This is a genomic window from Pseudooceanicola sp. LIPI14-2-Ac024 (genome assembly GCF_042188925.1).
GTDB lineage: Bacteria > Pseudomonadota > Alphaproteobacteria > Rhodobacterales > Rhodobacteraceae > Pseudooceanicola.
Genome location: NZ_CP170102.1, coordinates 2501 through 16020, shown reverse-complemented (window position 1 = coordinate 16020; position 13520 = coordinate 2501). Strand labels below are relative to the sequence as shown.

Genomic DNA, 13520 nt, shown 5'->3' with positions numbered 1-13520 from the left:
GCCTGCACCGCGGTCACGCCGTCACGAAGGAAACCGTTTCAGCAGCGCAGCGACCTGCGCGGCGGACAGCACGTTGGGATTCAGACCACGGGTGAGGATCGCCAGCTTGGCAGTCTCTTCCAGCTCTTCCATCGCGTAGACCGCCGCTTCGAGGTCGGCACCCGCCACGACCGGGCCGTGGTGGGCCAGCAGCACCGCCGAGCGCTGGCCGGCCAGCCCCCGGATCGCGGTGCCGATCTCGGGGTCGCCGGGCAGCATGAAGGGGAGGAGCTTGACCTTGCCGAGGCGCATCACCGAGTAGGCGGTCAGCGGCGGCAGGGCATCGTCGGGGTCGATGTCGGGCAACAGGGAATGCGCGACGGCGTGGGTCGAATGCAGGTGCACCACCGCGCCAGCGCCGCGGGTGTCGTAGAACGCACTGTGCAGCGGCATCTCCTTGGTCGGCGCATCGCCCGAGATCAGGGTCATGTCGGCCCCCATATGGCTGATCCGCGCGGGATCGAGAAAGCCCATCGAACTGCCGGTTGGCGTGACGAGGAGCGTCCCGTCGCTCAGCCGGGCAGAGATGTTGCCCGAGCTTCCCGGCGTCAGGCCGCGGTCGAAGAGCGAGCGGGCAATGAGCGCGATCCGGTCGCGCATGCGGGTGATCTCGGTCATGGGCGGGCCATCCTTTCGAGCGCCTCGGCAAAGAAGTCGGGGCCGCCGAAGTTGCCGGATTTCAGTACCAGTGCCATCGCCCGCCCCTCGGGCCGCAGGATCGGCACCCCCGCCGCGGCGCGGGGCCCGATGCCGAACGCCCGCGCGCCAAGGCCCAGCACCGCTGTCCCCGCCGTTTCCCCCTGCGACAAGCAGGCGCGCCACGCCCCGATCGACGAGCGCACGGGTCAGATCGGCGAAGAAGGCATCGATTTTTTCGGCCAGCACCGCGCGCCCGAACCGGGCCTGCGCGGCGGCGACGTCGGCAGGATCGGCCGAGGTATAGATCATCGGCGCGACCGACTGCGCCAGCGCCCAGTCCGCGATGTCCGCCACCGCGACCGCGCCTGCCATCAGTGCCTCGGCGGCGACCTCGCGGCCCGGTGCCCTGGCGCCGTAAAGGCGCACCTGTTCGCGGGTCGCCCGGCTGCAGGAGCCCGAGAGGATGGCACCCGGCCCCTCGGCGCCGGCCCAGTCCTGCGGCGCGGGGTGTGCGCCGAAATTGGCAGGCAGGCCAAGCGCGATGCCGGAGCCGCCGACGAGGAGCCTGCGGTCCCGGGCCGTCCGGGCCAAGGCCCGCAGATGCGCCTCCTCGGTGGCGTCGGCGATCACCATCGCCGGCCCGGCGGGCAACGCGGCGGCGATGGCCGCGGCGCCCTGCGCCACGGCGCCGACCGGCACATGCGCCACCGGCCAGTCCGTCTGCGCCGCCAGCACGCGGCGCAGGTCCGGATCAGTCATCGGGGTCAGGGGATGATCCTGCATCCCGCTTTCATTCAGCAGCCGGTCCGCGACGAACAGGTGCCCCATGTAGACGGTGCGCCCGTTTTCGGGGAAAGCCGGGCAGACGATCACCACCCGTTCGCCCAGCCGGTCGGCAAGCGCGGCGGCCACCGGGCCGATGTTGCCGTCCGGCGTGGAATCGAAGGTCGAACAGATCTTGAAGACGATCTGGTGCGCGCCCTGCCCCAGCAGCCAGTCACAGGCCGCAAGCGACTGCGCCACCGCCTCCTCCGCCGGGATGGTGCGGGATTTCAGCGAAACGATGCCCGCCTCGACCTCTTCGCCGGCATCGCGGTCTGGGACACCGACGTACTGCACGCAGCGCATCCCGCCCTCGGACAGGGTGAGCGCGATGTCCGACGCGCCGGTGAAATCGTCGGCGATGACCCCGAGCTTCACAGCGGCACCTTGCCCGTCGGGCCGCGGTCGAGGCGGAAGACATGATCGGCCAGGTCGTTCGGGAACAACCGTGTCACCAGCGGGTCGTGGCCCGGAACGATCAGCGCGGGACCGGTGGCAAGCGACTTCAGCCGGTCGAACCCCAGCAGCATGTCCTCGAGGTCGACGACAATGGGAAACGGGCTGCGGGCCGAAATGTTCTCGTAGTAATGGGCGGCGTCCGAGGCCAGAACCAGCCAGCCCGCCTCGGTCCGGACGCGGACGGCTTGCAGCCCCCGGCTGTGCCCGCCGATCCGGTGGACGGTCACGCCCTCTGCCACCTCAGCATCGCCGTCGTGAAAGACGACGCGGCCTGAGTAGAGCCGACGGATCGCTTCGCAGACATGTCCGGCCGAAAACGGCGCGCGCAGGGCGCCGTGGCACATGCAGGGGCCGGTGGCATAGGCCATCTCGGCCGCCTGGATGTGCAGCCGCGCCTCGGGAAAGAGGTGCAGCCCGCCCGCGTGGTCGTAGTGCATGTGGGTGACGATGACCCGGGTGATGTCGGCGGGCCCGAGGTCGAAGGGCTCCAGCGCCGCGACCGGGTCGATCAGGATCGGGCGGCCACGCGCCGCCGCCTCGGCCCCGTCGTAGCCGGTGTCGACCAGGATCACCTCGCTCTCGCGGCGCAGCAGCCAGATGAAGTAATCCATCGGGTGCGGCGTGTCGTGCCTGTCGTCGAACAGGAAACTGTCGCGCCGCGTGCGGGCATTGCGCTCGGCATAGCGCAGGGCATGGACCTGCCAGGTGCTCATGACGTCACCGTCGCGTAGCAGCGCACGTCCTTGGCCGCCACCATCGGCGCGACACCCGCATCGAAGGACCGGAATGCCGCCGTGGCGAGGTGCGCGTCAAAGGCCGCGCGGTCACCGTAGAGCTCGTAGAGCAGCACCTCGTCCGGGCGGTCGGCATCGGTGAGCACGTCGAAACGGTGGCAGCCCGGCTCCTCCTCGAGCGCGGTGCGGGCATTGGCGCGGACGGCGGGCAGGAACGCCGCCATCCGGCCGGGGTGGATCGTGAAGGTGACGACGACGGCGTACATGGGCAGGCCTTTTCAGCGGAAGTAGTGGACCGTGGTCATCGACACGGCGGGCAGGTAGGTGACCAGCAGCAGCGCCGCGATGGCCGCGATGTAGAGCGGGGCCATCGCGCGGGCGATCGACAGGACTCCGTCACCCGAGATCCGCGCCGCAACGTAGAGCGTGGCGCCGACCGGCGGGGTGAAGAGACCGACGGCGGTGTTGCAGGTCATGATGACGCCCAGGTGCACCGGATCGATGCCGAGGCTCATCGCGGTCGGCAGGAACAGCGGCGCGGTCAGCAGGATCGCCGGCACCGGGTCGAGCACGAGGCCCAGGATCAGCATCACCACGTTGACCAGCAGCAGGAACACCCACTGGCTGCCCGAAAGCTCCTGCACGAAACCGACGAGGATCTGGGGTAGCTGTTCCAGCGTGATGACCCAGCCCAGCACCGTCGTCGCGCCGATCACCACCATGACCACGGCCGAGGTGACAAAGGAATCGACGATGAGGGCCGGCAGGTCGCGGATGTGGAAATCGCGATAGATCACGATGGTCGCGAACAGCCCGTAGACGACGGCCAGCGCCGCGGCCTCGGTCGGCGTGACCCAGCCGGTGAAGATGCCGCCGAGGATCAGCACCGGCATGAAGAGCGCGGGCGCGGTCGAGATGAAGGCGCGCCAGAGCTCGCCTGGTGTGGTGCCACGCCCGCCCGGATCGCAACCGGTGGACTTGCCGACCCAGTAGCAGACGCCCATGAAGGCCAGCCCGAAGATCAGGCCCGGCACCATCCCCGCGAGGAAAAGGTCCGCGACCGAGACGCTGCCGACGAAGCCGTAGATCAGCATCGGGATCGAGGGCGGGATGATGATGCCGATGGTGCCCGCCGCGGCGACGAGGCCCGCGGCAAAGGGGCGGCGATAACCTTCGCGTGCCATGTTGCGGATCATCACCGATCCGATGGCCGCGGAATCCGCGATGGCCGATCCCGAGATGCCGCCGAAGATCATCGAGGCCCCGACCACCACCATGCCCAGGCCACCCGGCATGAAGCCGAAGGCCGCGCGGGCAAAGGCGATGATGCGCAGGCCGACGCCGCCGCGGCTCATCAGTTCACCCGCGACGATGAAGAGCGGGATGGCGAGGAAATGGTTGGGCTCCACCCCGCCGATGAAATTCAGGTAGACCGCCTCGAGCGGGTAGCCCGGCAGATCGAAGACGAAGATCGGCAGGATCGCGGTCAGCAGGATCGCCCAGACCAGCGGGATGCCGATGAAGACGGTGACCAGGAACACCGCAACGATGAACAGAAGGATCACAGCGGCGCCTCCAGAGCGTCATCCCCTTCGCCCAGCCCATGCGGGTGGCGCAGGTCGTATCCAAGGTTGAAGAGGTGGAACAGCAGCGCGCAGGCCGTGCCGAAGGGCATCGAGGCATAGAGCAGCCCGACCGGCCAATAGAGCACGGTTGTCTTCTGCGCCCAGCTATGCTGCGCGATCGAGATGCCGTACCAGATCAGCGACACCATCATCGTCAGCACGATCAGGTTGATCGCCAGTTCGAGCCACCGCTGCCCCCGCACGGGGATCAGCGCCTCGACGATCTCGGTCACGCGCATGTGGGCGCCGCGCGCCGTCGCCGCCGCCGATCCGAGAAAGGTGGTCCAGAGCAGCAGGAACGCCGTGACCTCGAGCGACCAGGCCAGGTCGAACCCCGCCGCGCCGCGCAGGAGCGCGTTGGTGAAGACAAGCGTCACGATGCTGATGCCGCCCGCGACGAGTGCCAGGTCGATGACCCGGCTCAGGGCGCGCAGCGGCGCCGGATATGTCGGCCTGTAGTCCAAGTGTGCCTCCCGCTGACAATCTGCCGGGGCCCTTCTGTCGGGGCCCCGGCGGTCCCGTGCCCGTGGTGGGTCAGTCGGCCGGCATCGCCTCGCGGATCGCCTTGGCATCGGCCAGGATCTTGTCGACCTCGCCCGCGCCATAGACGCCGCGTGCCTGGTCATAGACACTGGCCACCGCGTCGCGGAACGGCCCGATGTCGGGGACCGAGACCTTCGCACCCGCCGCCTTCATCTCTTCGATCTGCGTGTCGACCGAGTTCTTGACGAGGTCGCGGCTGAACGCGGCCGCCTCGGTCGCGGCCCGCAGCGCGGCCTCCTGGTCCTCGGGCGACAGCTTCTTCCAGGTCGCCTCGGACACGGTCAGCGGCAGCGGGCTGTAGACGTGGCGCGTCAGCGTGATGTAGGGCGCGACCTCGTAGAACCGCAGCGAGTTGATGGTGTCGATCGGGTTTTCCTGCCCGTTCACCGTGCCCTGCTGGATAGCGAGGTAGACGTCGGTGATCGGCATCACCACGGTCTGGAAGCCGATCGCCTCCATGCTCCAGCGGATCATGTCGTTCGGAAACACCCGCATCTTCATCGACTTGGCATCCTCAGGTGAGGCCAGCGGCTTGTCGGTCGTGAACGAGCGGAAGCCTGCCTCCCACGTCGCCAGCACGCGGAAGCCGACGTCGGGCAGCTTGTCGAACTCGCCCTGCAGCCACTCGGAATTGTCGTAGAGCTCCCAGCCCTGTTCGTAGCTGTCCACCAGGAACGGCATGGCCGTCAGGTTCAGCGACGGCAGGTGCGTGGCATAGGAGCCGGTGGCCGACACCGTGAAGTCCACGCCGCCGAGGATCAGCTGCTCGATCGCCTTGGGATCGTTGGCCAATTGCCCGGCCGGAAAGATCCGCACCTCGTAGCGGCCGTCGGTGTATTCGGCGAACTTCTCGGCAAAGACCTCGGCCGCGGCCTGCCGCGATCCGCCCGGATTGTCGGTGTGGCTGAACCGCAGAACCGTTTGCGCCTCGGCGGCATGTCCAAGAAACGCGGCAACTGCGCCGCCCGCGATCACCGCGATGACTGAGCCCTTCATAATGTCCTCCCTGCACATCTGATTTGCTGTTGTATTGGTTTGCGTATGCGTTATTAAATCCATTGTCAACGCGCCAGATCGGCTGCGGCGACGGAATTTGACAAGGGAGACCCGGGCAAGATGAGGAAAAGGTTTGATATTGCGGTGTTCGACGGCGACGGAATCGGGCCCGAGATCATGCGCCCGACGATCTCCCTCCTGCGGCAGATGGCGCTGGACGGCGGATACGAACTGACATTCCACCACCTGCCCGCAGGCGCCGCGCACTATGCCGAGACCGGCAAGTCGCTGCCCTGCGCCTCGCTCGATGCGGCGCGCAGGGCGGATGCGATCCTGCTGTCGGCCATGGGCCTGCCCTCGGTCCGCTACCCGGACGGGACCGAGATCTCGCCCCAGATCGAACTGCGCAAGGCGCTGTCGCTCTTTGCCGGGGTGCGCCCCGTCCGGCTGGTGCCCGGCCAGCGCAGCCCCCTCGCCCTGCCCGCCGACCGCGAGGTCGATTTCGTCCTGATCCGCGAAAGTACCGAGGGTCTTTTCCACAGCCAGGGCGCAGGCGAGGTGACCGAAACCGAGGCGCGCGAGACGCTGCTGATCACGCGCGAGACGTCCGAAAAGCTCTTCCGCTTCGCCTTCGGCCTCGCCGCGGAACGCCGGTTGCGCGGCCGCGGCCCCGGACGGGTGACTTGCGTCGACAAGGCCAATGTCTTCCGCGCCTTCGCCTTCTTCCGCGCGATATTTGACGCCGAGGCGCGGCACCATCCCGACATTGTGGCCGACCATGCCTATGTCGATGCCACCGCGCTCTGGTTCGTGCTGAAGCCCTGGGACTTCGACGTGCTGGTGACCGAGAACATGTTCGGCGACATCCTGTCGGACCTCGGGGCCGGGCTGATGGGCGGGCTGGGCCTCGCGCCCTCGGCCGACATCGGCACAGACCACGCGGTGTTCCAGCCCTGCCACGGATCGGCCCCCGACATCGCCGGGCGTGGCGTGGCGAACCCAATGGCGATGCTGCTCTCCGCCGCCATGATGCTCGACTGGCTGGGACTGCGGCATGACGCCCCCACCGTTGTCGAGGACGGCCGCCGCCTGCGCGAGGCGGTCGAGGCGGTGGTGGCCGAAGGCGCGGTGCTGACCGCCGACCTCGGCGGCCGCGCCACCACTGAAGAGGCGGCGCGCGCCGTGATGGACCGGCTGGCGGCGGCATGACCGCCACCGCCCCCCTGCGCGTCGCGGGTCTCGGCGCGGGCTACTTCAGCCGCTTTCATTACGAGGCCTGGGCGCGCATTCCCGGGGTCGCGCTGGTCGGCGTGACGGATCGCAACGCCGGGGCCGCGGCGGCCACCGGCCTGCCCTGCTTTGACACGCTCGGCGCCATGCTGGACGCGACCCGGCCCGACCTGCTCGACATCGTTGTTCCGCCCAACGGCCAGGCCGAGGCCATCCGCGCCGCGATCCGGGCCGGGGTGCCGACGGTGATCTGCCAGAAACCGTTCTGCCGCGACGTGGCCGAGGCGGAGGCCGTGACCGCCGAGGCCGAGGCCGCGGGCCTGCGCCTGATCGTGCACGAGAACTTCCGCTTCATGCCGTGGTACCGCGCCATGAAGGGGGTGATGGCCGACGGCAAGCTAGGCACTGTGCTGCAGGCCACCTTCCGCCTGCGCCCCGGAGATGGCCAGGGGCCCGACGCCTATCTCGACCGGCAACCCTACTTCCGCACCATGCCCCACTTGCTGGTGCATGAAACCGGCGTGCACTGGATCGATACCTTTCGCTACCTGCTGGGCGACCCGGTCGCGGTCTACGCCGACCTGCGCCGCCTGAACCCGGCGATCGCCGGTGAGGACGCGGCCGTCATCCTCTTCGATCATCCCGGCGCGGCGCGAGCGCTGCTGGACGGCAACCGCCTGCTCGACCACGCGACCGACAACCTGCGCCGCACCATGGGCGAGGCCCGCGTCGAGGGCACCGAAGGCACGCTCGACCTGGCGGGCGACGGCCGCGTGACCTTCCGTGCCTTCGGGGGCGCCGAGGTCGAGGAGATCCTGCCGCCGGACACATGGCCGGGCTTTGGTGGCGACTGCGTCCACGCGCTGCAGGCCCACGTGGTCTGCGGGCTTTTGCACGGCGGCGAAATCGCCAATACTGCAAGGGATTACCTGACCGTCCTCAGGGTGCGTGACGCGATCTACCGATCGGCCGAAACGGGGGCGAAGGTGTGGCTTTGAAGACGGAAGGGACACCCCGGACCATGTCGAGCACGCAGCGTGCCGTCGTCGAATTGCGGCGGCTGATCTTTTCCGGAGAGCTGAACCCGGGATCGAACCACCTCGAAAGCGAGCTGGCGGAACGGCTCGGCATGTCCCGCACCCCGGTGCGCGAGGCGGCGCTGCTGCTCGAGGCGCAGGGGCTGGTCGAGATGCAACCGCGCAAGGGCGTGCGCGTGGTCCCGATCTCGCCTTCGGACATGCGCGACATCTACGATGTCCTGACCGAGCTCGAGAGCCTCTCGGCCGAGCGGGCCGCCGGGTTCGGCTATTCCGAGGCCGACCTCTCCACGCTGGCCGACGCGATCCAGAAGATGGACGACGCCCTCGCCTCGGACGACCGCGATGCCTGGGCACAGGCCGATGACGCCTTCCATTCCGAGCTTGTCCGCCTCGGCCGCAACAGCCGGATCGAGGCCATCGCCGCGATGATGGTCGACCAGGTCCGCCGCGCCCGCGCGATGACTCTGCACATCCGCCCGACGCCGCTGAAATCCAACGAGGACCATCGCGGCGTTCTCGACGCGATCCGCGCAGGCGACCCCGAGAAGGCCCGTGCCATCCACCACGCGCACCGGCGACATGCCAAGACAATGCTGCTGGAGCTGCTGGAGAAGTACCGGTTCCAGCAGTTGTGAGGGTGCGGCCCGACCGCGTCGCGCGAAAGGTGTGATGTGATGTGTCGGCCCGCCGCCATCAGCGACACGCGGTGACCTGCTCCCCTGAAAAGTCCGCGGTTTGAGGTTAGCCTGTTCTCCAAACGAGGAGAAAGACGATGCGGAAAAGCCGTTTCAGCGAAGAGCAGATCATTGGCATCCTGAAGGAGCACCAAGCCGGGATAGGCGCCAAGTAGCTCTGCCGGAAGCACGGCGTCAGCGATGGCACGTTTTACAAGTGGCGCTCGAAGTATGGGGGCATGGAGGTGTCGGAGGCCAAGCGACTGAAGGCGCTCGAGGCCGAGAACGCGAAGCTCAAGAAGATGCTCGCGGAGCACATGCTGGATGTGGCCACGCTCAAGGAGATGCTGGGAAAAAACTTCTGAAGCCCGGTGCAAGGCGGAAAGCTGTGGACTGGGCCATGACAGAGAAGAGCTACAACCAGCGGCGGGCCTGTGCCCTGGCCGGGATTGATCCGCGTGTGTATCGACGTGGATCAACCAGACCTGCGGACACCGAGCTGCGAGAGAGGTTGAACGAGCTGTCCAGCGAACGGCGTCGCTTCGGCTATCGAAGGCTGCACCTGCTTCTTGGTCGCGAAGGCTGGGAGGTGAACTGGAAGACGCTCTACCGGATCTACCGAGAAGAAGGCTTAACAATCCGCAAACGGCGCGGTCGCAAGCGGGCCCTGGGAACCAGGGAGCCCATGACGATCCCGCAGGGGCCGAACCAGCGCTGGTCGCTGGACTTCGTGTCAGACAGCCTGTCCGATGGTCGCCGCTTCCGGGTGCTCTGCGTCATCGACGACTTCAGCCGGGAATGCCTGGCCGCGGTCGTGGACACCTCGCTGTCAGGGCAGCGCGTTGGCCGTGAGCTCGACAGCATCGCTCGGGTGCGCGGCTATCCATGCATGGTGGTCAGCGACAACGGCACGGAGCTGACCTCGAATGCCATCCTCAAATGGCAGGAGGAGCGCCGGGTCGAATGGCACTACATCGCTCCGGGAAAACCGATGCAGAATGGCTTCGTCGAGAGCTTCAATGGACGGCTGCGTGACGAATGCCTCAATGAGCACCTGTTCGCCAATCTGCGCCACGCCCGCGACCTGATCGAGGCGCGGCGCGACGACTACAACCACCACCGCCCCCACACGAGCCTCGACGGGCTCACCCCGTGGGAGTATCACCAACGGTCAGTAGAGGACCAAACCCTGAACAGAGCGAACTAAAGAACGCGGACTCTATGGGGAGCAGGTCACAGGTCACGGCGAACGCGCTGCTGCGCGACCTTCTGGGCGAGGCGCGCGTCTGGGGCGATCCCGAGGCGCGGGACGGCATGCGTATCGAGATCCGGGGCAAGTTGTCCCGGGTCTTTCAACCGGTTGTTGGAACGCAAAAAGCGCCCTATTGGGGCGCGTCTTTGTCTGCGATGCAGATTTCAGTGGTTGCGGGAGCAGGATTTGAACCTGCGACCTTCAGGTTATGAGCCTGACGAGCTACCGGACTGCTCCATCCCGCGCCAATGGCCTCGTGGTCATGTGATCAGAGGCTTTGTTTTTTCATCGTCGAGAGATATCTGAGGGGGTTTTCTAGGTCTGGCGGCGACTTACTCTCCCACGTCTTAAGACGCAGTACCATCAGCGCGACGGCACTTAACGGCTGGGTTCGGGATGGGACCAGGTGTTTTGCTCGTGCTATGACCACCAGACCAAGGAAACCCCCTCTTTGATCGTTGTCCAAGCCGTACGCTTGTTGGTGTGTACGACTGTCTGATTTTTCGAAGCCTGGCTTCTACTGGATCAAATCAAGCCTATCGGGCCATTAGTACCGGTCAACTGAACGCCTTGCAGCGCTTACATCTCCGGCCTATCGACGTGGTGGTCTACCACGGCCCTCAGGGATACCTTGTTTTGAGGGGGGCTTCCCGCTTAGATGCCTTCAGCGGTTATCCTGTCCGGACATAGCTACCCTGCACTGCCGTTGGCACGACAACAGGTCCACCAGTGGTCCGTTCACCCCGGTCCTCTCGTACTAGGGGCAACTCCTCTCAAGTATCCTACACCCACGGCAGATAGGGACCGAACTGTCTCACGACGTTCTAAACCCAGCTCACGTACCTCTTTAAACGGCGAACAGCCGTACCCTTGGGACCTGCTCCAGCCCCAGGATGAGATGAGCCGACATCGAGGTGCCAAACACTGCCGTCGATATGGACTCTTGGGCAGTATCAGCCTGTTATCCCCGGCGTACCTTTTATCCGTTGAGCGATGGCCCTCCCACTTGGGACCACCGGATCACTATGGCCGTCTTTCGACTCTGCTCGACTTGTCAGTCTCGCAGTCAGGCTGGCTTCTGCCATTGCACTCAACGAGCGATTTCCAACCGCTCTGAGCCAACCTTCGCGCGCCTCCGTTACGCTTTAGGAGGCGACCGCCCCAGTCAAACTACCCGCCACACAGGGTCCCGGAACCGGATAACGGTTCGCGGTTAGACATCAAGCGAAGCAAGGGTGGTATCTCAAGGGAGGCTCCACCGAGACTGGCGTCCCGGTTTCAAAGCCTACCACCTATCCTGCACATGCTTGGCCTGATGCCAGTGTGAAGCTGTAGTAAAGGTGCACGGGGTCTTTCCGTCTAACCGCGGGAAGCCTGCATCTTGACAGGCAATTCAATTTCGCTGAGTCGATGTTGGAGACAGCGGGGAAGTCGTTACGCCATTCGTGCAGGTCGGAACTTACCCGACAAGGAATTTCGCTACCTTAGGACCGTTATAGTTACGGCCGCCGTTTACCGGGGCTTCAATTCGGAGCTTGCACCCCTCCTTTTAACCTTCCGGCACCGGGCAGGCGTCAGACCCTATACGTCGTCTTGCGACTTCGCAGAGCCCTGTGTTTTTAGTAAACAGTCGCCACCCCCTGGTTTGTGCCCCCAGCCCTCAGTTGCCTAAGAACCGGGCTCCCTTCTCGCGAACTTACGGGAGTATTTTGCCGAGTTCCTTCAACATCGTTCTCTCAAGCGCCTTGGTATTCTCTACCAGTCCACCTGTGTCGGTTTCGGGTACGATCTTACAGTGGGGCTATTTCCAGGAACCGCTCAGCTGCCAGTTCAATCCGATAAGGACTGACAACACCTGCGATCCGTCACCACCACATGGCCCAGGAATATTAACCTGGTTCCCATCGACTACGCCTTTCGGCCTCGCCTTAGGGGTCGGCTTACCCTGCTCAGATTAGCTTTAAGCAGGAACCCTTGGACTTTCGGCGACAGTGTCTCTCACACTGTTTGTCGCTACTCATGTCATCATTCTCGCTAGTGATCTCTCCACCGGATGGCTCACGCCCCGGCTTCACAGAAAGCTCCTTGCGTCCAATCCTTCCGAAGAAGGTAAGGACGCATGGAGCTATGTCACACTACGCTCCGCTACCATGCACTATGTGCATCCTCAGCTTCGGCTCATGGCTTGAGCCCCGTTACATCTTCGCCGCAGGACAACTTATTTAGACCAGTGAGCTGTTACGCTATCTTTAAAGGATGGCTGCTTCTAAGCCAACCTCCTGGTTGTTTTGGTCGTCCCACCTGCTTTCCCACTTAGCCATGAATTGGGGGCCTTAGCTGGAGGTCAGGGTTGTTTCCCTCTCCACGACGGGCGTTAGCACCCGCCGTGTGTCTGCCATCTAGTACTCCCGGGTATTCGGAGTTTGGTTAGGATCAGTAAGCCTGTGGGGCCCCATTACCCATCCAGTGCTCTACCCCCGGGGTATTCGGATGACGCTCTACCTAAATAGATTTCGCGGAGAACCAGCTATCTCCGAGTTTGATTGGCCTTTCACCCCTAGGCACAACTCATCCCGACCTTTTTCAACAGGTGTGGGTTCGGACCTCCAGTAAGTGTTACCTTACCTTCATCCTGGTCATGCCTAGATCACTCGGTTTCGGGTCTGATCCAACGAACTCATGCGCCCTATTAAGACTCGCTTTCGCTACGCCTACACCTATCGGCTTAAGCTTGCTCGTTAGACCAAGTCGATGACCCATTATACAAAAGGTACGCCGTCAGGAACTCGAGGTCCCTCCGACTGATTGTAGGCGTTCGGTTTCAGGTACTGTTTCACTCCCCTCGTCGGGGTGCTTTTCACCTTTCCCTCACGGTACTGGTTCGCTATCGGTCAGCAAGGAGTACTTAGCCTTCGAAGGTGGTCCTCCGATCTTCAGACAGGATTTCACGTGTCCCGCCCTACTTAATACGTCCGATCGAGCTTCCCGTACGGGACTGTCACCCGCTATGGTCAATCTTTCCAGATTGTTCCGGTCACTCTCACGGCTCGGCTGGTCCCCGTTCGCTCGCCACTACTAGGGGAGTATCAATTGATTTCCTTTCCTCCGGGTACTTAGATGTTTCAGTTCCCCGGGTTTGCTCTTAAAACCCTATGTGTTCAGGTTAAAAGTACCTGGTCATGCCCGTTATTAACTGCAGTGCAGATAATAACGAACATTCAGGTGGGTTGCCCCATTCGGAGATCCATGGATCAAAGCTTATTCTCAGCTCCCCATGGCTTATCGCAGAGTATCACGTCCTTCATCGCCTCTTGCTGCCAAGGCATCCACCAAACGCCCTTCTCGCGCTTGATCTGATCCAGAAGAAGACAGGCCGTAACCTGTCGCGACCTCATCGCAGGCTGGTTCGTCTGCTCGGTCTCTGTTCTGATCAGAAGTCGTACATTTCCCGCCCTCGCGCTTGCGAG

At 64.6% G+C, this 13520-nt stretch carries 9 protein-coding genes, 1 tRNA gene, 2 rRNA genes and 2 pseudogenes; 4 read left to right on the top strand and 10 right to left on the bottom strand.

Features of this window, described 5'->3' with window-relative positions; all coding sequences use genetic code 11:
• Nucleotides 1–21: 21 nt before the first annotated feature.
• The 7 genes and pseudogenes from otnC to ACE2AC_RS00060 all read right to left on the bottom strand — a co-directional run bounded on the left by otnC (nucleotide 22) and on the right by ACE2AC_RS00060 (nucleotide 5857).
• A complete protein-coding gene (gene otnC, locus ACE2AC_RS00090; protein ID WP_375690029.1) occupies nucleotides 22–657 on the bottom strand; it encodes a 3-oxo-tetronate 4-phosphate decarboxylase in 636 nt (211 codons plus the stop codon).
• Nucleotides 654–1878 (bottom strand): annotated as a pseudogene (gene otnK, locus ACE2AC_RS00085) (3-oxo-tetronate kinase). Before otnK ends, otnC begins: the two are co-directional and overlap by 4 nt.
• On the bottom strand, nucleotides 1875–2672 hold the full coding sequence (locus ACE2AC_RS00080) for an N-acyl homoserine lactonase family protein (RefSeq protein ID WP_375690027.1): 798 nt from the start codon (nucleotides 2670–2672) through the stop codon (nucleotides 1875–1877). The pseudogene otnK and the gene ACE2AC_RS00080 overlap by 4 nt, the downstream one beginning before the upstream one ends.
• Nucleotides 2669–2959 (bottom strand): putative quinol monooxygenase, encoded by a 291-nt coding sequence (locus ACE2AC_RS00075; RefSeq protein ID WP_375690025.1) that lies wholly within the window; start codon nucleotides 2957–2959, stop codon nucleotides 2669–2671. Before ACE2AC_RS00075 ends, ACE2AC_RS00080 begins: the two co-directional genes overlap by 4 nt.
• A gap of 12 nt (nucleotides 2960–2971) precedes the next feature.
• Complete coding sequence (locus ACE2AC_RS00070; RefSeq protein WP_375690023.1) at nucleotides 2972–4258, bottom strand: TRAP transporter large permease; 1287 nt, start codon at nucleotides 4256–4258, stop codon at nucleotides 2972–2974.
• Nucleotides 4255–4782: a TRAP transporter small permease gene (locus ACE2AC_RS00065; protein WP_375690021.1), complete on the bottom strand. Its 528-nt coding sequence runs from the start codon at nucleotides 4780–4782 to the stop codon at nucleotides 4255–4257. The genes ACE2AC_RS00070 and ACE2AC_RS00065 overlap by 4 nt, the downstream gene beginning before the upstream one ends.
• Before the next feature lie 70 nt (nucleotides 4783–4852).
• A complete protein-coding gene (locus ACE2AC_RS00060) occupies nucleotides 4853–5857 on the bottom strand; it encodes a TRAP transporter substrate-binding protein (protein ID WP_375690019.1) in 1005 nt (334 codons plus the stop codon).
• A 120-nt stretch (nucleotides 5858–5977) separates the two neighbouring features.
• On the opposite strand from ACE2AC_RS00060, the gene ACE2AC_RS00055 reads away from it, so the two are divergent.
• The 4 genes and pseudogenes from ACE2AC_RS00055 (at nucleotide 5978) to ACE2AC_RS00040 (ending at nucleotide 10008) form a co-directional block, all read left to right on the top strand.
• Nucleotides 5978–7066, top strand: coding sequence for an isocitrate/isopropylmalate dehydrogenase family protein (locus ACE2AC_RS00055; RefSeq protein ID WP_375690017.1), 1089 nt, complete (start codon nucleotides 5978–5980; stop codon nucleotides 7064–7066).
• Complete coding sequence (locus ACE2AC_RS00050) at nucleotides 7063–8085, top strand: Gfo/Idh/MocA family protein (RefSeq protein ID WP_375690015.1); 1023 nt, start codon at nucleotides 7063–7065, stop codon at nucleotides 8083–8085. Before ACE2AC_RS00055 ends, ACE2AC_RS00050 begins: the two co-directional genes overlap by 4 nt.
• A 23-nt stretch (nucleotides 8086–8108) precedes the next feature.
• Complete coding sequence (locus ACE2AC_RS00045; RefSeq protein ID WP_375690013.1) at nucleotides 8109–8762, top strand: GntR family transcriptional regulator; 654 nt, start codon at nucleotides 8109–8111, stop codon at nucleotides 8760–8762.
• 137 nt (nucleotides 8763–8899) lie between these two features.
• Nucleotides 8900–10008: pseudogene (locus ACE2AC_RS00040) on the top strand (IS3 family transposase).
• 213 nt (nucleotides 10009–10221) lie between these two features.
• On the opposite strand, the gene ACE2AC_RS00035 reads toward ACE2AC_RS00040, so the two are convergent.
• The 3 genes from ACE2AC_RS00035 to ACE2AC_RS00025 form a co-directional block, all read right to left on the bottom strand.
• Nucleotides 10222–10298 (bottom strand) — tRNA-Met (locus tag ACE2AC_RS00035).
• A 74-nt stretch (nucleotides 10299–10372) separates the two neighbouring features.
• Nucleotides 10373–10487: ribosomal RNA gene (rrf, locus tag ACE2AC_RS00030) — 5S ribosomal RNA — on the bottom strand.
• Between the two features lie 92 nt (nucleotides 10488–10579).
• Nucleotides 10580–13407, bottom strand: a 23S ribosomal RNA gene (locus ACE2AC_RS00025).
• Nucleotides 13408–13520 lie beyond the last annotated feature (113 nt).

Coding starts and splice junctions, on each gene's coding strand:
- ACE2AC_RS00080 (WP_375690027.1), bottom strand. CDS start 2,672: ATGAGCACCTGGCAGGTCCATGCCCTGCGCTATGCCGAGCGCAATGCC.
- ACE2AC_RS00045 (WP_375690013.1), top strand. CDS start 8,109: ATGTCGAGCACGCAGCGTGCCGTCGTCGAATTGCGGCGGCTGATCTTT.
- ACE2AC_RS00060 (WP_375690019.1), bottom strand. CDS start 5,857: ATGAAGGGCTCAGTCATCGCGGTGATCGCGGGCGGCGCAGTTGCCGCG.
- otnC (WP_375690029.1), bottom strand. CDS start 657: ATGACCGAGATCACCCGCATGCGCGACCGGATCGCGCTCATTGCCCGC.
- ACE2AC_RS00075 (WP_375690025.1), bottom strand. CDS start 2,959: ATGTACGCCGTCGTCGTCACCTTCACGATCCACCCCGGCCGGATGGCG.
- ACE2AC_RS00050 (WP_375690015.1), top strand. CDS start 7,063: ATGACCGCCACCGCCCCCCTGCGCGTCGCGGGTCTCGGCGCGGGCTAC.
- ACE2AC_RS00055 (WP_375690017.1), top strand. CDS start 5,978: ATGAGGAAAAGGTTTGATATTGCGGTGTTCGACGGCGACGGAATCGGG.